This window comes from Streptomyces bobili, from assembly GCF_002154575.1.
Classification (GTDB): Bacteria; Actinomycetota; Actinomycetes; order Streptomycetales; family Streptomycetaceae; genus Streptomyces; species Streptomyces bobili.
This window is the reverse complement of sequence record NZ_MUBA01000039.1, coordinates 1-20,153: the sequence shown is the minus strand read 5'-3', so window position 1 is coordinate 20,153 and position 20,153 is coordinate 1. Positions and strand designations below refer to the sequence as shown.

The 20,153-nt window shown below is 69.9% G+C and carries 22 protein-coding genes and 2 pseudogenes; 11 read left to right on the top strand and 13 right to left on the bottom strand.

Going from position 1 to position 20,153, the window contains the following annotated elements:
- Positions 1 to 39 precede the first annotated feature (39 nt).
- The 3 genes from BZL64_RS03760 to BZL64_RS03750 all read left to right on the top strand — a co-directional run bounded on the left by BZL64_RS03760 (position 40) and on the right by BZL64_RS03750 (position 2,695).
- Positions 40 to 945 carry an RNA polymerase sigma-70 factor gene (locus BZL64_RS03760; protein ID WP_086766115.1) on the top strand — a complete coding sequence of 302 codons (906 nt, stop codon included), beginning with the start codon at positions 40 to 42 and terminating at the stop codon, positions 943 to 945.
- A 180-nt stretch (positions 946 to 1,125) separates the two neighbouring features.
- Positions 1,126 to 1,872 carry an SDR family oxidoreductase gene (locus BZL64_RS03755; protein WP_086766113.1) on the top strand — a complete coding sequence of 249 codons (747 nt, stop codon included), beginning with the start codon at positions 1,126 to 1,128 and terminating at the stop codon, positions 1,870 to 1,872.
- Between the two features lie 238 nt (positions 1,873 to 2,110).
- Positions 2,111 to 2,695: an AMIN-like domain-containing (lipo)protein gene (locus BZL64_RS03750; RefSeq protein WP_208639354.1), complete on the top strand. Its 585-nt coding sequence runs from the start codon at positions 2,111 to 2,113 to the stop codon at positions 2,693 to 2,695.
- 79 nt (positions 2,696 to 2,774) lie between these two features.
- On the opposite strand, the gene BZL64_RS03745 is transcribed toward BZL64_RS03750, so the two are convergent.
- Positions 2,775 to 3,539: a cupin domain-containing protein gene (locus BZL64_RS03745; protein ID WP_244205166.1), complete on the bottom strand. Its 765-nt coding sequence runs from the start codon at positions 3,537 to 3,539 to the stop codon at positions 2,775 to 2,777.
- A gap of 126 nt (positions 3,540 to 3,665) precedes the next feature.
- Entirely contained in the window at positions 3,666 to 5,366 is a 1,701-nt protein-coding gene (locus tag BZL64_RS03740; RefSeq protein WP_208639353.1) for a cellulase family glycosylhydrolase, read from the bottom strand.
- Positions 5,367 to 5,816: 450 nt separating this feature from the next.
- Between BZL64_RS03740 and BZL64_RS03735 the strand changes: the two genes are divergently transcribed.
- The gene (locus BZL64_RS03735) at positions 5,817 to 6,710 is read left to right on the top strand and encodes an aminoglycoside phosphotransferase family protein (protein WP_086766109.1); all 894 of its coding nucleotides are present in this window, start codon (positions 5,817 to 5,819) and stop codon (positions 6,708 to 6,710) included.
- Positions 6,711 to 6,726: 16 nt separating this feature from the next.
- On the opposite strand, the gene BZL64_RS03730 is transcribed toward BZL64_RS03735, so the two are convergent.
- Positions 6,727 to 7,209 (bottom strand): VOC family protein, encoded by a 483-nt coding sequence (locus tag BZL64_RS03730; RefSeq protein ID WP_086766107.1) that lies wholly within the window; start codon positions 7,207 to 7,209, stop codon positions 6,727 to 6,729.
- A gap of 256 nt (positions 7,210 to 7,465) precedes the next feature.
- Between BZL64_RS03730 and BZL64_RS03725 the strand changes: the two genes are divergently transcribed.
- Together BZL64_RS03725 and BZL64_RS03720 are read left to right on the top strand one after the other, a co-directional pair.
- Positions 7,466 to 8,119, top strand: a complete 654-nt coding sequence (locus BZL64_RS03725; protein WP_086766105.1) for an ATP-dependent Clp protease proteolytic subunit — start codon at positions 7,466 to 7,468, stop codon at positions 8,117 to 8,119.
- A 1-nt stretch (position 8,120) separates the two neighbouring features.
- Positions 8,121 to 8,723 carry a ClpP family protease gene (locus BZL64_RS03720; protein ID WP_086766103.1) on the top strand — a complete coding sequence of 201 codons (603 nt, stop codon included), beginning with the start codon at positions 8,121 to 8,123 and terminating at the stop codon, positions 8,721 to 8,723.
- 21 nt (positions 8,724 to 8,744) lie between these two features.
- On the opposite strand, the gene BZL64_RS03715 is transcribed toward BZL64_RS03720, so the two are convergent.
- The gene (locus tag BZL64_RS03715; protein ID WP_086766101.1) at positions 8,745 to 9,167 is read right to left on the bottom strand and encodes a helix-turn-helix domain-containing protein; all 423 of its coding nucleotides are present in this window, start codon (positions 9,165 to 9,167) and stop codon (positions 8,745 to 8,747) included.
- 93 nt (positions 9,168 to 9,260) lie between these two features.
- Here BZL64_RS03715 and BZL64_RS42110 point away from each other — a divergent pair.
- Positions 9,261 to 10,324 (top strand): annotated as a pseudogene (locus BZL64_RS42110) (Tn3 family transposase); the annotation flags it as partial.
- Between the two features lie 302 nt (positions 10,325 to 10,626).
- Here BZL64_RS42110 and BZL64_RS03705 read toward each other — a convergent pair.
- The 3 genes from BZL64_RS03705 to BZL64_RS03695 form a co-directional block, all read right to left on the bottom strand.
- On the bottom strand, positions 10,627 to 11,292 hold the full coding sequence (locus BZL64_RS03705; RefSeq protein WP_208639352.1) for a YceI family protein: 666 nt from the start codon (positions 11,290 to 11,292) through the stop codon (positions 10,627 to 10,629).
- A 53-nt stretch (positions 11,293 to 11,345) separates the two neighbouring features.
- Entirely contained in the window at positions 11,346 to 11,768 is a 423-nt protein-coding gene (locus BZL64_RS03700) for a YybH family protein (RefSeq protein WP_244205163.1), read from the bottom strand.
- Between the two features lie 92 nt (positions 11,769 to 11,860).
- Positions 11,861 to 12,397 carry an allene oxide cyclase barrel-like domain-containing protein gene (locus tag BZL64_RS03695; RefSeq protein WP_086766095.1) on the bottom strand — a complete coding sequence of 179 codons (537 nt, stop codon included), beginning with the start codon at positions 12,395 to 12,397 and terminating at the stop codon, positions 11,861 to 11,863.
- Between the two features lie 275 nt (positions 12,398 to 12,672).
- On the opposite strand from BZL64_RS03695, the gene sigJ reads away from it, so the two are divergent.
- Entirely contained in the window at positions 12,673 to 13,611 is a 939-nt protein-coding gene (sigJ, locus tag BZL64_RS03690; protein ID WP_086766093.1) for an RNA polymerase sigma factor SigJ, read from the top strand.
- 6 nt (positions 13,612 to 13,617) lie between these two features.
- Positions 13,618 to 14,129, top strand: a pseudogene (locus tag BZL64_RS03685) (Tn3 family transposase); the annotation flags it as partial.
- Positions 14,130 to 14,394: 265 nt separating this feature from the next.
- Here BZL64_RS03685 and BZL64_RS03680 read toward each other — a convergent pair.
- The 6 genes from BZL64_RS03680 to BZL64_RS03655 form a co-directional block, all read right to left on the bottom strand.
- Positions 14,395 to 15,231 carry an ATP-grasp domain-containing protein gene (locus BZL64_RS03680; RefSeq protein ID WP_086766091.1) on the bottom strand — a complete coding sequence of 279 codons (837 nt, stop codon included), beginning with the start codon at positions 15,229 to 15,231 and terminating at the stop codon, positions 14,395 to 14,397.
- An 81-nt stretch (positions 15,232 to 15,312) separates the two neighbouring features.
- Positions 15,313 to 16,422, bottom strand: a complete 1,110-nt coding sequence (locus BZL64_RS03675) for an NADH:flavin oxidoreductase/NADH oxidase (protein ID WP_086766089.1) — start codon at positions 16,420 to 16,422, stop codon at positions 15,313 to 15,315.
- A gap of 82 nt (positions 16,423 to 16,504) precedes the next feature.
- Complete coding sequence (locus BZL64_RS03670) at positions 16,505 to 17,173, bottom strand: SDR family oxidoreductase (protein ID WP_086766087.1); 669 nt, start codon at positions 17,171 to 17,173, stop codon at positions 16,505 to 16,507.
- A 2-nt stretch (positions 17,174 to 17,175) separates the two neighbouring features.
- Positions 17,176 to 17,577: a RidA family protein gene (locus tag BZL64_RS03665; protein WP_086766085.1), complete on the bottom strand. Its 402-nt coding sequence runs from the start codon at positions 17,575 to 17,577 to the stop codon at positions 17,176 to 17,178.
- A gap of 48 nt (positions 17,578 to 17,625) precedes the next feature.
- Positions 17,626 to 18,279, bottom strand: a complete 654-nt coding sequence (locus BZL64_RS03660; RefSeq protein WP_086766083.1) for an NAD(P)H-binding protein — start codon at positions 18,277 to 18,279, stop codon at positions 17,626 to 17,628.
- 49 nt (positions 18,280 to 18,328) lie between these two features.
- Positions 18,329 to 18,760 (bottom strand): VOC family protein, encoded by a 432-nt coding sequence (locus BZL64_RS03655; protein WP_086766081.1) that lies wholly within the window; start codon positions 18,758 to 18,760, stop codon positions 18,329 to 18,331.
- Between the two features lie 128 nt (positions 18,761 to 18,888).
- Between BZL64_RS03655 and BZL64_RS03650 the strand changes: the two genes are divergently transcribed.
- Positions 18,889 to 19,551 (top strand): GntR family transcriptional regulator, encoded by a 663-nt coding sequence (locus BZL64_RS03650; RefSeq protein ID WP_086766079.1) that lies wholly within the window; start codon positions 18,889 to 18,891, stop codon positions 19,549 to 19,551.
- 347 nt (positions 19,552 to 19,898) lie between these two features.
- Positions 19,899 to 20,153, top strand: a 255-nt coding sequence (locus BZL64_RS03645; protein WP_483025091.1) for a recombinase family protein, incomplete at its 3' end; no start/stop codon positions are given.

Here is a 20,153-nt window from a genome sequence, read left to right as displayed (position 1 = left end):
CCGCGGCTTAGCATGGTGGCCGGCTCGGGAAGGACGTGTATGCAAGCCGGGGATGACGCAGACTCCCTCGCCCTGGCGACGAGGGACTTCATGGCCGCCAGGCCCCGGCTCTTCGGTATCGCGTACCGCGTGCTCGGCAGTGCCGTGGAGGCCGAGGACATCGTCCAGGAGGCGTGGCTGCGGTGGCAGAAGGCCGACCGGGCCGACGTCCAGGAGCCGGCGGCGTTCCTGGCCACGGTCACCGCCCGGCTCGCGATCAACCTGGCCCGGTCGGCGCGGGTACGGCGTGAGACGTACGTCGGGCCGTGGCTCCCGGAGCCGGTCGACACGAGCAACGATCCGCAGCTCGGTGCGGAGCGGGCCGAGGCGCTCGACCTGGCGTTGCTGTTCCTCCTGGAGAAGCTGAACCCGGTGGAGCGGGCCGCCTACGTGCTGCGGGAAGCCTTCGACTACCCCTACCGGCAGATCGCGGACATGCTGGAGACCAGTGAGGCCAACACGCGCCAGCTGGTGAGCCGTGCCCGCAGGCATCTGGCGGCGGAGCGCAAGGCGCCGGTCAGTCCCGAGGCCCACCGGCGGCTGCTGGAGGTCTTCCTCACCGCGGCGCAGACCGGCAGTCTGTCGGCGCTCGAGGAGGTGCTGACCGCGGACGTGGTCAGCTACTCCGACGGCGGAGGGATGCGCGGGGCGTCCAGGATCCCGGTCGTCGGGCGTACGCACGTCTCCAGGTACCTCGCCGCGTTCGCGCCCCGCTTCTGGCCCTCGGCGGACGTTCGCCGGGTCGAGGCCAACGGCAGGCCGGCCGTCCTGGTCTCGGCCGCGGGACAGCCGGTCGCTCTGCTGAGCGTCGACGTGTCGGCACGAGGCATCGAACGCATCATGTGGATCATGAATCCGGACAAGCTCGCGCCCTACGTGACCGCCCTGGACGCCCCGGACGCCTGAGGCCCCATGCCGCTCCCCGCGGAAGCGTCGTGGTGTCCGTGGCCCCGGTCCCCGGATCCCGTGTCACAGCCGGGGAAGCTGTCCGGTCTCTTCCAGTGCGGGCAGAACGCGGTGCCGGTGAGCCGCTCGCAGCGGAAGGCATCGTGCCCGCACCACGACCACCCCCCGAGAGGAAACGTCATGAAGATCGTAGTGATCGGTGGCACCGGGCTCATCGGCTCCAAGCTGGTCGGCAAGCTCGGCGAACACGGTCATCAGGCCGTCGCGGCCGCCCCCAGTACCGGCGTGGACACGCTGACGGGTGCGGGCCTGGCCGAGGCCATGGAGGACGCGTCGGTCCTGGTCGACGTGTCCAACTCGCCCTCGTTCGAGGACCGGGCGGTGATGGAGTTCTTCCGCACCTCCACGACCAACCTCCTCAAGGCGGAGGTCCAGGCCGGTGTGACGCACCACGTGGCACTGTCCGTGGTCGGCACCGACCGCCTCCAGGAAAGTGGCTACTTCCGTGCCAAGCAGGCCCAGGAGGAGCTGATCAAGGCCTCCGGGGTGCCCTACTCCATCGTCCACGCCACCCAGTTCTTCGAGTTCGTCAGGGCGCTCGCGGACATGTCGACCGAGGGCGACACCGTGCGTGTGTCGCCGGCGAAGATCCAGCCCGTGTACTCCGACGACGTGGCCGCGGCCGTCGGCCGTACCGCCGTGGGTACCCCGCTCAACGGCATCGTGGAGGTGGCGGGCCCCGACGCCTTCCAGCTCGACGAGCTGATCCGCACGCGGCTGGCCGCCGACAACGACCCGCGCACGGTCGTCACGGACCCGAACGCCCTCTACTCGGGCGCCCAGTTGCAGGAGACCACCCTTCTGCCGGGTGCCGACGCGCACCTCGCGGAGACGAGGTTCGCCGACTGGCTCGCGCGGCAGCGGTAGTTCCCGCCTCCCCCAAGGGTCGGGTTCCCACCAGTGGCCCCTGCCGAGCGGACGCGTCCGGACGGCAGGGGCCACTGGTGGTCGGGCTGGACGCCGGCGATCCGGTGGCCGACCGCCGCGCCGCCCGACATCCTCGCCGAGGAAACTCCCTGGTGACTGGTCCCCCGAACGGTGCAACCATTCAGCCGATCGGAATGTCCTACCTGATATCAGTCACACGCACCTCAAGGGGGACACCATGGTGCGAACCAGAACCATTTGGGCCACCGCCGCTCTCATGACCGCCACGCTCGGCGTGGCCGCGATCCCGGCCCAGGCCGCCCCGGCCGCCGCCGCCCGCACCGCCACCGTCTGCGCCACCGGCTGGGGCAGCATCGCCAAGACGTACAGCGCCGGCACGATGGAGTCGGTGCGCAACGCCCGGACCGGGCAGCACACCTGCTACGACCGGCTCGTCATCGACGTCCCCGGCGCGACCGCCGCCCAGCTCGGGTACACGGTCCAGTACGTCACCCGGCTCTACCAGGACGGTTCCGGCCGCTACATCCCCGTCGCCGGCGGAGCGATCCTCGAAGTGCGGGTGACCGCGCCCGCCTACGACCCCGAAACCGGCACCCCGACCTATCCCGCGCGGGCCGGCCAGCCACTGCCCGGCGTGAACATCACCGGCTACCGCACGTTCCGCGACACGCGGTACGCCGGCAGCTTCGAGGGCGACACGCAGCTCGGCCTCGGGGTGCGTGCGAGGCTGCCCTTCCGCGTGCTGCCGCTCGACGGCCGCCTCGTGATCGACGTCGCCCACAGCTGGACCGCCACCCGCTGAGGCCGGCCCACACCGCCGCCCCGGTGCCCGCCGGCCCACGACGGGCCGACGGCGCCGGGGCGCGAGGAGCCGTAGGTGGTCACACCACCGTGGTACCGGGCAGCGTGTACTCGTCCCTGCGTCCGCACATCCCGAAGCCCTCCAGCCGGGTCGGAGCGGCCTCGTAGGCGGTCGCTTCGCCGAGATACGAGGGCTGCCCCGCCGCCAGCGCGTCCAACTGGGCGCCGGTGCGCACGGCCGTGGCCAGTGCGCCCGCACGCCACAGCTCGCGCCACACCGGCACCCGCTCCCGCACCAGAGCGGCGGCGGCCCGCTGGAAGGCCAGAAACGGCTCGGTGTCCCCGGCGACGAGCGCTTTCCGCAGACCGAGGTAGCCCTCGACCGCGAGGTCCCGGCGGCTGCGTGCGGCCCGCGCCACCTCCGCGCCGGTACCGGGCGGGAGTACGGCCGCTGCCGCGTACCTCTCCGGATCGGCGAGCACTTCGGGCGGGAACGTGAAGACGGCGTCCCCCGCCTCGGGCAGGCCGCTGTTCTGCATCAGCACCGTGACGCGCAAGCCGCCGCCCTGCACCATCCGGTGCACGGTGCCCGGCGTGAACCACGCCACCGAGCCGGGCTCCAGGGGGATGTCCCGGTAGCCGTCGGGGCTCAGGGTCTGCACCGCTCCCCGGCCGCCGGTGACGACGTACGCCTCGGTGCACACGAGGTGCAGGTGAGGGCTGCCGCCGCACACGCCGTCGGCGGCCTCCCAGTCGTACGCGGTCAGATGGGACAGCCCGACCGCGCCGGGCAGCGGGTGCGGCAGCGCGGACTCGCCGTCGGAGTCGGAGTCGGAGTGGCTCACCAGCAGCGGACCTTTCAGGTCAGAAAGCGCTTACCCCCTCCTTGTGAGCCTAGGCCAGGGGCCGGGCCGGGACAAGCGCGTCGGCCGGCGAGGGCTCGATGCCCGCGCCGGCCGGTGCCGAGTGCCTCAAGCGGTGCTGCAGGTGGTGCCGTTGAGGGTGAACGCGGCCGGTGCCGTGTTGGTGGCGCCCTTGGTGGCGATGAAGCCGACGGTCACCGTGCCGCCGACCGGGACGGCCGAGGTGTAGGACGCCGCGGCCACGCTGACCGTGCCGCCGGTCTGGGTGGGGGTCCCGCCCCACATGTTCGACACGGTCTGGCCGTCCGCGAAGGCGAAGGCAAGGGTCCAGCCGCTGACCGGCGCGGTGCCGGTGTTGCGGAGGGCGATCTCGCCCTGGAAACCGCCGGGCCACTGCCCCACCACGCGATAGCCGACCGAGCACGCGGCGCCCGGGGTGCCGCCGTCCTCGTCCGTGGTGACGTTCACCGTGGCCGAGCGCGCCGAGCGGTTGCCGGCCGCGTCACGGGCGTAGACCGCGAATGTGTACGCCGTTTCCGCGGTGAGGCCCGTCAAAGTCGCGGTGTTCGTCGTGGAGGCGGCCACGGTCGTCTCCGTACCGCCGCTGATCCGTACGACGTCGTAACCGCTTACGCCAACGTTGTCGGTGGCCGCGCCCCAGGTGAGGGTCGCGGAGGTGGCCGATACGGCGGAGGCGACCGGAGCGCCGGGGGCGGTCGGCGCCTGGGTGTCGCCGGGGTTGCCGCCGCCGAACACGGTGGCTTCCTCGGCGGTCTGGGCGATGCCGTTGACACCGTTGAAGATGCGCTGGCCCCAGGAGCTGAGGCGGGTCGGGTCGAAGTCGATCGCGAGGTCGAGGATCGGGTCGGTGTTGCCGCTCCAGGACCAGGCCAGGTAGCCGAGGTCGAGCTGTTCGGCGGCGGCCATCATGGTGTCCTCGTCGGGGTCGCCCCACTGGTCGGCGGGTCCGCCGAACTCGCCGATGAGGAGCGGGAGTCCGGCGCCGACGAAGGCGTTGAGGTAGTCGGTGATCTCCGCCGCGGTGTCGAAGACGCTGTACATGTGGATGGAGAAGATCAGGTTGCCGGTGGGGTCGGCGTCGTACACGGTGCGGGCGTTGGCGCGCATGACGCCCTGCCAGTCCTGGCCCCAGTTGGGCGCGTCGACCATGATCGTGTGCTGGAAGCCGGCGTTGCGGAGCTTCTTCACGGCGGCGACCGTCGGGTCGGTCCAGCCCTCCGGGGCGGTGTTGCCCCAGGGCTCGTTGCCGATGTTGACGATGACGTAGTCCTCCTGGCCGGCGAGGACGTCCTTCAGGCCGATCCAGTAGTCGGCGGCGTGGTCGAGGGTGCCGGCGGCGGCCTCCTCGCCGTAGCCGGTGGTGTCGTGCACCTCCAGGACGCAGATGAGGCGGTTGGCCTTGCACTGGCCGATGACGGCGGCCACGTCCTCGGGGGAGTTCTTCGTCCACCGGTGGCCGTCAGAGAGGACGACGCGGACGGTGTTGGCGCCCAGCGCCTTGACGTCGGCGAGGGACTGCGTCTCGCCGGGGTACCAGGTGTGGGCGTGGTTGACGCCGCGCATGACGAAGTCGTTCCCGTTGCCCTCCAGCAGACGGCCGTCGCTGATGTGCAGGCCGGTGGCGAGGGCACGGGGGGACTCGGCGGCCTGCGCGCCGGCCGGGGCGAGGAGGCCCAGGACCACGGTGAGCGCGAACAGAGCGGCGAGGGCGGGCAGGCGGGTGAGGCCGGAGAGGGCGGCGGAGGCGGTCGGGAACCTCTTTCGTGTCGTGCTGCGTGCTCTTCTCACTGCGACTCCAGGAGTGAGCGCCAGAAACTCAGGCAGGGAGGACGGATGGGAGGTGACGGGTGGGAGGTGATACGAGGGAGGTGATGGGTGGGAGCGCTCCCATGAAGCCACTGCGGCAAGTACACGTCAAGGCATCGCGCAGAGGCCGTCGGCCGCCCGGTCCGAGCGGTGTGGCGGCCGACGGACTACTTCCGCAGCAGTTTCCGTACCGGTTTCCGACGTTTTCACCGCGGCTTCCGGGCGGGCGTTCCGCGGCAGCTTCTCGGCGGGGCCTTTTGCCGCGGCTTCTCGAAAGTTTTCGCAGCCGGTTTCCCACGTCAGGTCCTGACCGTCCGGAGGGCGAGCGTCGACGTGGGGTTCGACCACCATGTGCCGCCCTCGGTCGCGGCCGGGCTCGCGGCCCCGCAATTCGTTGGACAGCCGTCGCTCCGATCACCTGGAGTGAGCGGCATGTGTGCCCTGAAGATGCACCCCGACGAGGTCGACGTGGACTCCGCGCTGGTACGGCGGCTGGTGGCCGCGCAGTTCCCGGGATGGGCGTCGCTGCCCGTGGAGCGGCTGACGTCCTCCGGGACGGAGAACGCGATGTTCCGGCTGGGCGCCGACAAGGTGGTGCGCCTGCCCCGGCATCCGGGGGCGGTGGAGAGCGTGGCGTACGAGGTGCGCTGGCTGGAGCGGCTCGGGCCGCGGCTGTCCGTGGCCGCGCCGGTGCCGCTGGCGCGGGGCGGCCCCGGCGACGGGTTTCCGTGGCCCTGGTCCGTCTACGGGTGGCTGGACGGCCGTAATCCCGTCGCGGGAGCCCTGGAGCGGCCCGAGGCGCTGGCCGCCGATCTGGGGGCGTTCGTCGCGGGGCTGCGCGAGGTCGACGCGCGGGGCGGGCCGCCCGGATACCGGGGTATGCCGCTGGCGGAACGGGATGCGCCGACCCGCTCGGCCCTGGCCCAACTGGAGGGCCGGATCGACGTCGCCGCGGTCACCGCCCTGTGGGAGGAGGCGCTGCGCGCGCCGGGCCGTACGGAGCCGCCCGCGTGGGCCCACGGCGACCTGTCGCCGGGAAACGTGCTGGTCGCGGACGGCCGGCTCGCCGCGGTGATCGACTTCGGCTGTGTGGGGATCGGGGACCCGGCCGTCGACCTGATCGTGGCCTGGAACCTGCTGCCGGCGTCGGCCCGCGCCACCTTCCGGGAGAAGGTGGGCGCGGACGACGCCGAGTGGGCGCGCGGCCGGGGCTGGGCGCTGTCGATCTCGCTGATCCAGCTGCCGTACTACTGGGAGACCAATCCATCGCTGGCGGAGAACTCCCGGCATGTGATCAGGGAGATCCTGGCGGAGACCGGAGGCTGACGGGAAAGCGGCGCCTCTACTCCCCGTCGTACGCCTTGCGCAGGGCGGCGATGTCGAGCTTGCTCATGGAGAGCATGGCCTTCATGGCGCGGGCGGCCTTCTCCTGGTCCGGGTCGGTGACCATCTCGGTCAGCTCGGTGGGCACGACCTGCCAGGACACGCCGTACTTGTCCTTGAGCCAGCCGCAGGGACCGTGTTCGCCACCGCCCTCGACGAGCTTGTTCCAGTAGTGGTCGACCTCTTCCTGGTCGGCGCAGTCGATCTGGAAGGAGATGGCCTCGTTGAACGTGAACTGCGGGCCGCCGTTGAGGCCGATGAACCTCTGACCGTTCGCCGTGAACTCCACGGTGACCACTGAGCCGGCGGGGCCCGGTCCCGCCTCGGTGTAGCGGGCGACGGTGCCGACGCTGGAGTTCTTGAAGATGGACACGTAGTGGTGGGCGGCTTCCTCCGCCTGGCCGTCGAACCAGAGACACGTGGTGAATCCGTCGGTGGTCATGAGTTCCTCCGGGAGCGCGGGAGTACGTGGAGCGCGGTCATGGGTGTGGACCGGTCCGCGTCCCGAAACTCATCGCTCGAAGGCGTACTCGTTCGACCGGCTTCGCCGTCTTGCCGATGCGGGCCTCCCCCGGCTTCGGCCTCTGCTGTCGGCGAATCTGCCCAGGGCAGGGAAATCCGCCACGGGGGCGGTCACGCGCCGAGAGTGGGTGGCGCGGCAGGAGCGCTGCCGCACCACCCCTCGACAAGGAGCGCCCATGTCCCCATTCCTCGCCGGTGCCGCGCCGGCCCTGCTCCCTCGGGCCGAGGAGGGCGACACCTCTCCCGGCCGCTTCGACGACCAGCTCGCGGCCCAACTGCTGAACCAGCGCATCGTGTTGCTCGGTACCCAGGTCGACGAGGTGTCCGCGAACCGGGTCTGCGCGCAGTTGCTGATCCTGTCGGCGGAGGACCCGCGCACCGACATCAGCCTGTACATCAACAGCCCCGGCGGCTCGGTCCACGCGGGCCTGGCCATCTACGACACGATGCGGCTCGTCCCCAACGACGTCTCGACGCTGGCGATGGGATTCGCGGCCAGCATGGGGCAGTTCCTGCTGAGCGTCGGTACGGCGGGCAAGCGGTACGCGCTGCCGAACGCGCGCGTCATGATGCACCAGCCGTCGGCGGGGATCGGCGGCACCACCGCGGACATCGAGATCCAGGCGGAGAACCTGGAGTTCACCAAGCGGACCATCGAGCGGATCACCGCCGAGCACACCGGTCAGAGCCCGGAGACCATCTCCCGTGACGGCGACCGCGACCGCTGGTTCACGGCCGAGGAGGCCAGGGAGTACGGCATCGTCGACCGGGTCGTGGAGTCGCTGGCCGACGTCCGCCCGGCCGCCTCGAAGCGACGGATGGGACTCTGACATGGGGACGTACACGATTCCGAACGTGGTCGAGCGGACCCCGCAGGGCGAGCGGTCCTACGACGTCTACAGCCGGCTGCTGGCCGAACGGATCATCTTCCTCGGTACCGAGATCGACGACGGCGTGGCCAACGTCGTCATCGCGCAACTCCTGCATCTGGAGTCGTCGGGGCCGGAGAACGAGATCGCGATCTACATCAACTCCCCCGGCGGCTCGTTCACTTCGCTGATGGCGATCTACGACACGATGACGTTCGTGCAGGCGCCCATCGCGACGTTCTGTGTCGGCCAGGCGGCGTCCACCGCGGCCGTACTGCTGGCGGGCGGGGACCCCGGGCGGCGGTTCGCGCTGGAGCACGCGCGGGTGCTGCTCGGGCAGCCGGCGAGTGGCGGGCGGCAGGGCACGGTGTCGGACCTGGCGCTCCAGGCCAAGGAGATGGTCCGCATCCGCGCCCAGGTCGAGGAGGTGCTGAGCCGGCACACTCACCACGACGTGGCGACGCTGCGCGCGGACATGGACCGCGACAAGGTGTTCACCGCGCAGGAGGCGGTGGCGTACGGCCTGGTCGACGAGGTACTGGGCCGGCGCCCCGTGCGGGTGTAGGACGCCGGCCCGTTGGTGCCGTCAGGCGGCCAGGCAGAGCCCGTTGTACGAGGACGTGGTCGCCGTGCTGCCGGCGTGCGAGGTCTGCGTGGTGCGCGAGGTCCGGCTGGTGAGCCTGACCAGCTCGCCCTGGGCGCGCGCCAGCAGGTCGCCGAGGCTCAGGCCGAGGGCGCGGGCGGCAGCCGCCAGGACCTCCGAGGAGGCCTCCTTGCGGCCGCGCTCCACCTCCGACAGATACGGCATGGAGATGCGGGCGGTGTCGGCGACGTCCTTCAACGTGCGCTCCTGGGCCTGGCGTTCGCGACGCAGGACGTCGCCCACCAGGTCGCGCCAGAGAGGTTCTCTGGGGGTGGGCTGCCGGTCGGCGGGGCGGGTGGTCCCCGGGCGCCCCGCCGAGGGGCGCAGCGGGATCACGCGGGCGTGGTTCGGCGCTTGGTTGCTCACCTTCCCAGCCTAGGAGGACCGGCCGCCGAGGGGAGGGCTCCGACGTTCCGCCCTCAGGGAAATCCCGGCGCCCGGACGCGCGCGCCCTCGCGTGAGAAGGTCCGCCCGACCGTGCTGGCCTCCCTGAACCTGCCCGCCTAGGCCGGGGAGCACCTGGCGGCGCGGGCCGCGCTGCTGGACGGCACGTACCGGGAGGTCGCCGGGCGGGTGCCGGCGACCTCACAGATCGTGTTCGGCGACGACGGCCGCCTGCACTTCGCCGCCCTTCAGCCGGAGCCCGAACCCGTCTCCCTGATCGACCTGCGGAAGGCGGTGGAGGCGGTGGAGGCGATGATGCCCCGCGTCGACCTGCCGGAGGTCCTGCTAGAGGTGTTCTCCTGGACCGGCGCCGACCAGGCGTTCACCTCGATCACCGGCGGTGAGGCCAGGCTCAAGGACCTGCACGTGACGGTCGCCGCGCTGCTGGTCGCGCACGGCTGCAACGTCGGCTACACACCGGTCATCGGCGGGACCGACGAGCTGAAATACGGCAGGTTGTCCCACGTGGACCAGACGTAGCTGCGGCTGGCCACCTACCGGGCCTGTGCGAGGACATCCTTCGGATCATCGGCTCCGTCCACACCGGCGCCCTCCGTGCGTACGACGTGATCCGGATGCTGTCGCGGGACGGGCGGCCGACCCCGCTGGGGGACGCGATCGCGCACTACGGGCGGATCGCCAAGTCCCTGCACATCCTGCGCCTGGCCGACGAGCCCGGCTACCGCCGCCAGATCAAGGCGCAGGCCAACCTCCAGCAGGGCCGCCACTCCCTCGCCCGGAAGATCTTCCACGGCCGCTCAGGGCAGCTCTACCAGCGCTACCAGGAAGGCATGGAGGACCAGATCGGCGCGCTCGGCCTGGTCCTCAACGCCGTCGTGCTCTTCAACACCCGCTACATGGACGCCGCGGTGGCGCAGCTGCGGGCGGACGGGTTCGACGTCCGCGACGAGGACGTCGCCCAGCTGTCACCGTTCGTGCGGCACCACATCAACATGCTCGGCCGGTACTCGTTCCAGCTCCCCGACCTGCCCACCCGCGGTCTGCGCCCCTTGCGGGACAAGGACGCCGCCGATTCCCAGAACATGGTCCGTCACCACTTGCGTGAGAACGAGTTCTGAGAACCGATCGGGGGCCCTGGGCCGTTTCCGGCGACCGTTTCCGATCTTGCTCCCGCAAAGGGTCGTTTGTGAGAAGGGGTTGGCGTTCCGGCGCGTGCAGGACTCGCCTCCGGCCGGGTTCGTGTGCTGCCATTGCTGCTGGTCGAGGGCGACGGCGACCTGGTCCAGGTGGGCATGGTGATTCCACGTGTCCACGTGTGAAGGGTGGCGGGGGGGGGTGCCCCGATCCCGCTCGGTCGAACTGCGGAATCGGGACAATGCACGATCGGTGGATGGGGGCGTGGCCGCCCGTCCTGGGCGGGTCACTTGTGGAGAACGGCCTGGATTTCGAGGCCGATCGACACCTTGTTGCTGAGTGCCACGCCACCGGCGTTGATGCCGAAGTCGCGCCGGTCGATCTCTGCGGTCGCGGAGAAGCCGGCCCGCTGTCCATCCCGCTGGTCCGAGCTGAAGGCGTTCACCTTGAGGGTCAGCGGCACCTGCCGTGTGACGCCGTGCAAGGTCAGCTCACCGTCGACGGCCCAACCGTCGACTGTCTGGCGGATGCCGGTCGAGCGGTAGCTCATCGCCGGGTACGTGCCGACGTCGAGGTATTCGGCGGCGTGGAGGTGGCTGTCTCGCTTTTCGTTGCCGGTGTCGATGGATGCGAGGTCGATCGTCGCGGTGACCGACGAGCGCAGTGGGTTCTTGTCCGTGACGAGCGTGACGTCGTGGGTGGTGAAACGGCCCCGCGTCTTGCTGATCCCGAGGAGGCGGACTGAGAAGGCGATCTCGGAGTGCGCCGGGTCGGCCTTCCACGTGCCGGCCAGATAGCCCGGAATCTCGGTCGCGGGAGCGCTGTTCATGGTTTCATTCATGGCTTCCTCTGTGGTTGTGCGGCCGCGGCAGCGCCGCGAGGGGGATGGTGGGTCGGGGTTGGTGCCCGTGATCCATCGCGAGCGGCGCGCCCGTCGGCGCTTGGGGCCCAAGACGTCGGTCGTCGCGGACAGTTGCCTGGTATTGCTCGAACTCCCGTGATCTGTCAGGGCTCGAGGTCGACCGCTCCTTTGCCGCTCGCGATGTCGAGCGGCACCGAGACCTGGTCGTGCGTGATCAGCCAGGTCCCGTCGATCTTCCGGAAGCAGTACGTGACCCTGACCCACATACCGCTCATCGCCGTCCCGTCCTTCAGCGTGCCGCTGAGACGAGCAAAGGCGTGCCCGAAGGCCACGTCATCGCCCACGGTGAGGGTCAGCTCGCGAACGTCGTAGGTCACGCTCTCGAAGAACGCGAACACGGGCGCCCAGTTCTTGAGTTTCGCCTCCATCCCCACACTCTGGAGCGGCGGCTCGATGTCGAAGGACACGATGTCCGTTGCGTACAGATTCTTCAGGCCCCCGGGATCCTTGGCCTGGAGTCCCTGGGCGATCATGTCGACTTGCCGGCGAATCTCGGCTTCGTCCATCTCGCGTTGCGTAGGCATCGCGACCTCACTTCCCTTTCGTGGTGGAACCTTGGCTTCTCACACGCTCCGCTCTGCGGATTACGCTTCACCTATCAGCGCAGAATTTCGGCCCGCACCCTCTCTTCCGGCGTTGCGATGTCCCAGTAGCGGACGGTGCCCCGCGCTTCACGGAAGTCCCCCGTACCGCCGGTGATCGCCATGTCGAGCGAGCTCGTTCCGCTCCCCCAGAGCGACTGCATCGTCAGAGAGCCGCGCTCAAGTTCCATCGTGATCAGGCACTGGGTCGTGAGTTCGTCGCCCTTGATGTGGATGACCTGGCACGACCCGCCCCCGCGTCCGACACTGCGGCCGTCCTTTATCGCGGTGCCGGAGTAGACGTGCGTATCACCCAGGCTCGGCCCTTTCGGGTCGAGATCGGTATACGCGTACTGATCGTTCTGAACCTTGAGTTCGAGGACCTCGACTTGTCGCCTTTCCGGCGTATCGGCGTCTGCGCTATTTACGGCAAAGACGCCGACCAAAGCGGTGACCAGCGAAATGAAGAAGAGTTTTGTGAGCGACGCTCGTGTGTTGTTGTTCGTCCGTTCCCTGTCATGCGCGCCAACGGATCCCAGTCTTCTGGTGACCATGATGGAAACCTCCTCATCTGCTCAAGCAGCTTCTGCCCCTGGTGGGCGTTGCCGGTCAAGCGGGCGCCGGAGGGCCGACCTCGCCGCCGGCCCTGGAGCACCCGGCAGGTACGCCGACGAGTTGAGCGCCGACGTGCTCGCTGGGTGATGTGTTCGTCTCAGCGGTTCGACAACACAGGCCCGCGGAATGTGAGGCTGGTGCGTCGCCTCACATTCCGCGGCGCTGTGTTGTCGAACCGGTAAGGCCAGATGCGACGAAGGGAGCCTTCGGCACCATGAACACCAGATCCGAGCCAGGACACGGCCGGCCCGATCCGGGCCTGGACGCGCTCATGAGCGAGCGGCGCCAACTGATCAACCGCGCGTACCGGCTTCTGGGCTCCCTGGCCGAGGCCGAGGACGCCGTCCAGGAGACCTACACCCGCTGGTACGCCATGTCACGGCAACAGCAGGACGCCATCGAGAACCCCGGCGCCTGGCTGACGACAGTCGCCGGTCGCATCTGCCTCAACCTGCTCGGCTCGGCACGGGCCAGGCGAGAGACCTACGTGGGCGAATGGATCCCAGAGCCACTGCCCGAGAATTCGGAGTGGATCAGTGGGCGGGCGGACGGTGCGGCGGCCGATCCGGCCGACCGGGTCACCCTGGACGAGTCGGTCAATCTGGCCTTCCTGGTCGTGCTCGAAGCGATGACCCCGGCCGAACGCGTCGCTTTCATCCTGCACGACGTCTTCTGCCACTCGTTTACCGAAGTGGCCGAGATCGTCGGCCGTACCCCGGCGGCATGCCGCCAGTTGGCCTCCTCGGCCCGCCGCCGCATCCGGGCCGCGCGGTTTCCCACGACTTCGGCAGCCCAACGCGCCGCCCTCGTCAGGGACTTCAAGCAAGCCTGGGAGGCCAAGGACATCGACGCCCTGATCGGCCTGCTCGACCCCGATGCCACGGCGATCGCCGACGGCGGTGGCCTTGCCATCACCTTCCCGCACCCCATCGAAGGCGCCGAGCAGATCGCGCACGTCTGGCGAGAGATCGCCCACCGCAAGCCCGACACCATGACGCTCCTGGAACGGACGGTCAACGGTCAGCCCGGTCTGGTGGCCCAGCAGGACGGCGTCATCGTGTCGGTGTACGCGTTCGAGGTCGCGGACGACCGGATCAAGCACATCTGGGTCGTACGCAACCCCGAGAAGCTCCATCGCTGGACGACGGGTTGAGGCGTGTACCTGCGCGCCGACACCATCGCCGCGGCGAACGCGGCGCTGATCGAAGCCCAGGCCCAGGTGCCGATCGTGCAGTTCTGGGGCAAGGGCCTGCTCGCCTCCGTCGACGGCCTGCGCTTCGTCGTCCCCGTCCGCACCATCAACGCCGCGCCCTCGCCCAAGTGCTTCGCGAAGAAGACCGGCATCACGTGGCTGAACGCGATCAACGACCAGGTGATCGGCATCGGGAGCCGGCGGGCGGGTACGGGCCGCTGGAGGCGATCGCGCGGAACAAGGTGAACGTGAAGAAGGTGATCACGAACTGGCCAGACATGCTGCGGGTGGCCGGCTCCCTGGTCACCAACCAGGTCCGCGCCTACGACCTGCTGCGGATGTTCGGCCGCGAGGGCCACCCCGCCCCGCTGGGGCAGGCGTTCGCCGAGTACGGGCGGATCGCCAAGACCCTGCACCTGCTCGCTGTCGTCGACCCGGTCGACGACACCTACCGGCGGCAGATGCACAAGCAGCTCACGAGCGGTTCGCCGCCGACCGCAAGGGCGCGACGATGACCGTCCTCAAGGACGACGGGATCTACCGGCACCTGACCTTCACCTTCCCCAAGGCGTCCTAGAGCTGGTGCGAGGTCGTCACCTGGCCGAACATGCTCGTCCGGCGGGGCGACCTGGGCTGCGGTGCTCCGAGCTGCCTGAGCACCGGCAGCCTTGCCGCCTGTCGTCAACCTGTGTCGGGGCATGCCTGCCCAGGGCCGCGATCGCTCTTGAGGGCTCGTAGGTCACCTCAGACGCGGGGCTGAGCGTCCAGGAACCGGTGGAGGGATGCCGCCATGCTCGCCACGAACGCGTCACGGGTCCGGTCGGAGACCAGGTCCAGGGACAGATACGGGTTGAGGTCCTCCAGCTCTACGAGGAGCAGCTCGCCTTCCTGGGTGCGGCAGGCGTCCACGCGCTGGATGCCGTGGTCGAGGGTGTTCCAGTCGATGAAGGGCCGAGCGAAGGCCAGGTCGGGGTCGGTGGGCTCGTAGGGCTCGAGGACCCAGCGCCGCTCGGGATCGGGGGCGTGAAGGGCGTACTGGAAGGTGTCGTCGACGTAGTAGAGGGACACCTCGTAGCGGAAGTCGATGCGCGGCTGGACCAGGATGTCGCCGTAGACGAGGTCGCTCAGCTGCTCTCGGGGCAGGAAAGTCAGGCCGATGGAGTCCGCGCCCGCTTTCGGCTTGACCGCGTACTGGGCGGCCTCGGGCAGTAGGTGCAGGTCCTCGGGCCGGTCGATGGTGGGGATGACCGGGTATCCGGCGGCGGTCAGGTCCAGCAGGTACTGCTTGCCGGCCATGTCGCCCCGGCCGGACAGCGGGTTGTAGACCCGGATGTCACGGGCCACGGCCTGCTGCCGGAAGGCGTCGTACTCCTTCTGGTAGTGCAGCACGGGCCCGCTGTTGCGGACCACGACCACGTCGAAGGCGTCCATCAGCGCGGCGGCGTCCAGGGGGTGGCACAGGGCGATGTCGAAGGCGTCGCGCAGTCGGGAGGTCAGGAAGATGTCTTCGTCGCCGTAGCGCCGCCCCCGGGCTGGGTAGGCGAGGTCGGTCACGAACAGAACTCTGCGGCGCTCGGCCATCGTGCAATCTCCTAGGCAGGTGGTGCAACGCATCGTGCCTGGTGAGGCAGACGGTTGGTGGTCAGGAGGGTGGCTTGAGGGTCAGCACTTGCGGCGCTGGACGACGTAGGCGTACTGGTCCGGCCAGGTCGGCTCGGCATCGAGTGCGAGGGCGGCGTGCTGTGCCCAGTACGGGTTGCGGAGCAGTTCGCGGCCGAGGAAGACGGCGTCGGCCTGGCCGGAGGCGATGACGTCCTCGGCCTGCTGCGGCTCGGTGATGATGCCGACGGCGGCGGTGGGGATACCGGCCTGGTTGCGGGCCTGGGCGGCGAAGGGGACCTGGTAGTTCGGCCCGGCGACGATCTTCGCGTCGCGGACCATGCCGCCGGTCGAGACGTCGAGCAGGTCGACGCCGTGAGCGGTCAGTTCCTTGGCGAGGCGGACGGTGTCCTCACCGGTCCAGCCCTCGCGGGTGTCCTCGCGGTCCTCGGTCAGCCAGTCGGTGGCCGAGGTGCGGAAGAAGACCGGCAGCTCGGCGGGCCACACGGCGCGCACTGCGTCGACGACCTCCAGGGCGAAGCGGATCCGGTTCTCGAAGCTGCCGCCGTAGGCGTCGGTGCGGTGGTTGGAGACCGGGGAGAGGAAGGAGTTGATGAGGTAGCCGTGGGCGCCGTGCACCTCGGCGACCTGGAAGCCGGCGGCCAGGGCGCGCTTGGCGGAGTCGGTGAAGTCGGCTACGAGCTGCTGGATCTCGGCCACGGTCAGTTCGTGCGGGACGGGCAGGCTGTCGTACGCGACCGCGCTGGGCGCCACCGTCTGCCAGCCGCCCTGGCTCTGGGGCACGTACCGGTCGGACAGCCATGGCTTGTCGACGGAAGCCTTGCGGCCAGCGTGGGCGAGCTGGATGGCCGGGACGGCGCCGTACGCCTTGATGGCCTGGGTGATCCTGGCGAACGCCTCCTGCTGACGGTCGTTCCACAGGCCCAGGTCCCAGGGGCTGATCCGTCCGTCGGGGCGGACCCCGGTGGCCTCGGCCATGACCAGGCCCGTGCCACCGGCGGCGCGTGAGGCCAGGTGGGTGAGGTGGAAGTCGGTCGGCGCGCCGGTCTCCAGGCCGGTGGGGGCGGCGGAGTACATGCACATCGGCGACATCCACACCCGGTTGGGTATCTGGAGGGAGCGCAGCTTGAGGGGGGTGAACAGAGTGCTCACGGTGTTTCTCTTTCAGGTGGGGCATCGCCGGCCGGGACAACGCCGTCGATGGGGAGATGAGGGGAGAGGCGGAACGGGCAGTTCAGTGGGCTGCGTGGGCCGCCACGGCATCCGCGATAGGGGTGGCGCCGCCGATGACCTCGACGGTCCGGCCGGTCAGCCGCGGTTCGTCGAGCAGTGCCAGCAGGACGGCGGCGACATCGGCCCGGGAGATGGGGCCCGGACCGGTCCGCTCGGCGAGCGTGACCCGGCCGGTGCCGGGGGTGTCGTTGAGCAGACCGGGGCGGACGATCGTCGCCCGGAGCGCGGACCGGGACCGCATCGCGTTCTCGGCCGCGAGCGTGGCCCGCAGATAGGTACGGAAGACCGGGGCGAGGCTCTCATCGTCGACGGCCCGCAGATCGGCGCCCATGGCGGAGAGCAGCAGATAGCGTCCGACACCGGCGCTCTCGGCGGCGTCCGCCAGCAGGATCGCCGCGCCGCGGTCCACGCTGTCCTTACGGCCCACCGAACTCCCGGGACCCGCCCCGGCGGCGAAAACCACCGCGTCGGCACCCGTCAGATGGCGGGCGACCTCGTCGCCGGTGGCCTTCTCCAGATCCACGAGCCGGGCCCGGGCCCCGGCCTCCTCCAACGCCTCGGCCTGGGCCGGGTTGCGGATGAGGCCGGTGACCGCATCGCCGCGCCGGGACAGCAGCTGCTCCAGGAGAAGGGCGATCTTGCCGTGCCCTCCGGCGATCACGACCTTCATGATCAGGCCGGCAGGCGGGTGTCGAGGACGAAGTTGACCTCGATGAGCTGGCCCGGGAAGAACAGCGACGCGACGCCGATGGTGGAGCTGGTGGGGCGGTGGTCACCGAAGTAGGCCAGGTTCGCCGCGGCCATCGCCATGTTGTATCGCGGCAGGTCCACGATGAACTGGGTCTCGGAGACGACCTGGTTGCGGGTGGCGCCGTAGTGGGCAAGCACCTTCTCGAAGTTGGCGTAGGACTGCTTCAGCTGGGCGTCGAAGTCGCCCGGGTAGAGGAAGTTGCCCTGCTCGTCGTGCGAGAGCTGCCCGGAGACGTAGATCGTGTCGCCGACCTTGATGGCCTGGGCGAAACCGAACTCCTTCTCACCGGAGACGTCGTGGCTGTAGGAATCGATGGCGGTCATGGTGCTTCTCCTTGCTGATGGTGCTGTGGTTGAGGTGCTGGTGTGAGCTCAGGCGGCCGCGAGGCGGGTGACGGCGTCCGCGACGGGGGTGTCCCCGGAGGTGAGCTCGACGATCACGCGGCTGAGGGCCGGAGCGTGCAGGGCGGCGTCGAGGAACGCGGCGACGTCGTCGCGGTGCACGTCGCCGTACTCGACGGCAGGACCGGCGGTGACCCGGCCGGAGCCGGGGGTGTCCAGAAGGGTTCCGGGACGGACGATCAGCCAGTCCAGATCGGTGTGCGTCAGATAGACGTCAGCGGTCTTCTTGACCTTGATGTAGTGCTCGAAGCCCTCACTACGTGTCCCGTCGCGCAGCGCGTCGGGGAACACCGAGACGAGGACGAACCGCGCCACCCCGGCCAGCACGGCCGCGTCGGCGGCCTTTTGAAGGCCGCGGCCGTCGATGAGGGTCGTCTTGTCCTGACCGGTGCCGTGTGCGCCGGCCGAGAAGACCACGGCGTCATGGCCGCGCATCTTCTTGGCCAGGTCGTCGACCGAGTCGGCGATGAGATCACCGATTACGGGAGTTCCGCCGCCCGCCTGTACGGTCTCGCCCTGAGCGGGCCCGCGGTGCATGCCGGTCACGACGTCACCGCGTTGGGTGAGGAGTGGGGTGAGGCGGCGGCCGACTTCTCCGGCGGCGCCGATCTGGAACACCTTCATGAGCTCGTCCCGTCTGTCGCGTGTGGGGGTGGGTGGTATCGGCCGCCGGTCAGGCGGCGAACACCTGGGAGTCGTCGGCGAACGCCTTGAACTCCAGCGCGTTGCCGGCCGGGTCGAGGAAGAACATCGTCCGCTGCTCACCCTTCTGGCCCGCGAAACGCACGTACGGCTCGATGACGAACTCGGTGCCCGCCGCCCGCAGCCGCTCGGCAAGCTGCTGGAAGGCCGGGATCGTCAGGACCAGACCGAAGTGCGGCACCGGGACGTCGTGGCCGTCGACCGGGTTGTGTGTGCGCTGGGCGCGCCCCGGTGCGAGGTGCGTGACGAACTGGTGGCCGTGCAGATTCCAGTCCACCCACGTGTCCGCACTGCGGCCCTGCTCCAGGCCCAGGACGTCGCCGTAGAAGCGGCGCGCCGCAGCCAGGTCATCGACCGGAACGGCCAGGTGGAAGCGGGGGATCGGGGAGTCGAGAACGGTCATGGCACTGCCTTCCTGCCGGGGAGCGGAGTGGCCCGTGGGCGATCCTGCTCGACTTGTCCTAATGTTGACATCACGACAACGATTGAATGTTAACATTAGGCCATTGACTGAGGAGGTGCAATTCGGACATGGGTGCTCAGGGCAAGGTGGCCCCGGCCCGCCGCCGGGGTCTGGCCGACGAGGTCGCGGACCGCATCCGCGAGGCCATCTTCAACGGGGCCTACGCCCCGGGCGAGCAGCTGCGCGAGGTGGAGCTGTCCGGCGAGATGGACGTCAGCCGCGGCCCGGTGCGCGAGGCGCTGCGGCTGCTGGAGCGCGAGGGCCTGGTGCACTGTGCGTGGCACCGGGGCACGACGGTGACGACGCTGTCCGCCGAAGACGTGGCTGAGCTCGACAGCCTGCGCGGCGCGCTGGAGGACCTCGCCGTACGGCAGGTGATCGCCCACGCCTCGGACGAGGACCTCGCGTCCATCGCGAAGACGGCCGACATGATGGAGCGGGCCGGCGATGCGCACGAGATGGTGCGCCTGGACATCGCCTTCCATGACGCGGTGTTCGCCGCCGCAGGGCACCAGCGCCTCGCCGACGCCTGGGACGGCATACGGTGCCAGGTCCACCTGTTCCTGCTGACCCGGATCAGCCGCAGCACCGCCGGCTACCTCGACCGCATCCCGCGCGAGCACCACGGACTCGTCACCGCACTGCGCGCCCGGGACACCAACAGCGCCCTCGACCTCTTCGCAGCACACCGGCGCCACGCCGTCGACGTGGTCGCCGGAACCACTGCCTGAGTGTCGGCAAACGAACCCATGACGACAGACGACCCGGACGTCCAATGAACCCGTGCAATCCGGGGGTTCACGGCGGCTCGAATCCCATCAGATCCGTTGGCGATTGATGACAGGGTTTGGTGACAGGTAGGGTCCGATCCTCCGCACGGAGGGGTCCCCGATGGCGAACCTGGTCTACCAGCGTGTCTCGACCGACCAGCAGTCGACCGACCGTCAGAACTCGTCCTGGACGAGGCCGGGATCGAGGACCCCATCCCGTTCGAGGAGGAGGCCGGCACCTCCAGCCGCCTCCAGGCGCTCCAGCGACCGAAGGCGAACTGCTGACGTACGCGCGGCCGGGCGACACCGTGCACATCTCCGAGATGTTCCGCCTCGTACGCGGCACCGGGCACATCCTCGACGTGCTCGACGTCCTGCACCGCGACCGTCTCGCCCTGCGCATCCACGACGGCGCGTTCTCCGCGCCGGACCTCACCGCCCGCCACCCGCGCACCGGAGAGTTGCTGTCCACCGTGAAGTTCATGGTGCAGACCCTCGCCGCCGCCGGCGAACTCCAGCGCGACCTCCAGCGGGAACTGACCTACGACGGGCTGCGGGCCGCC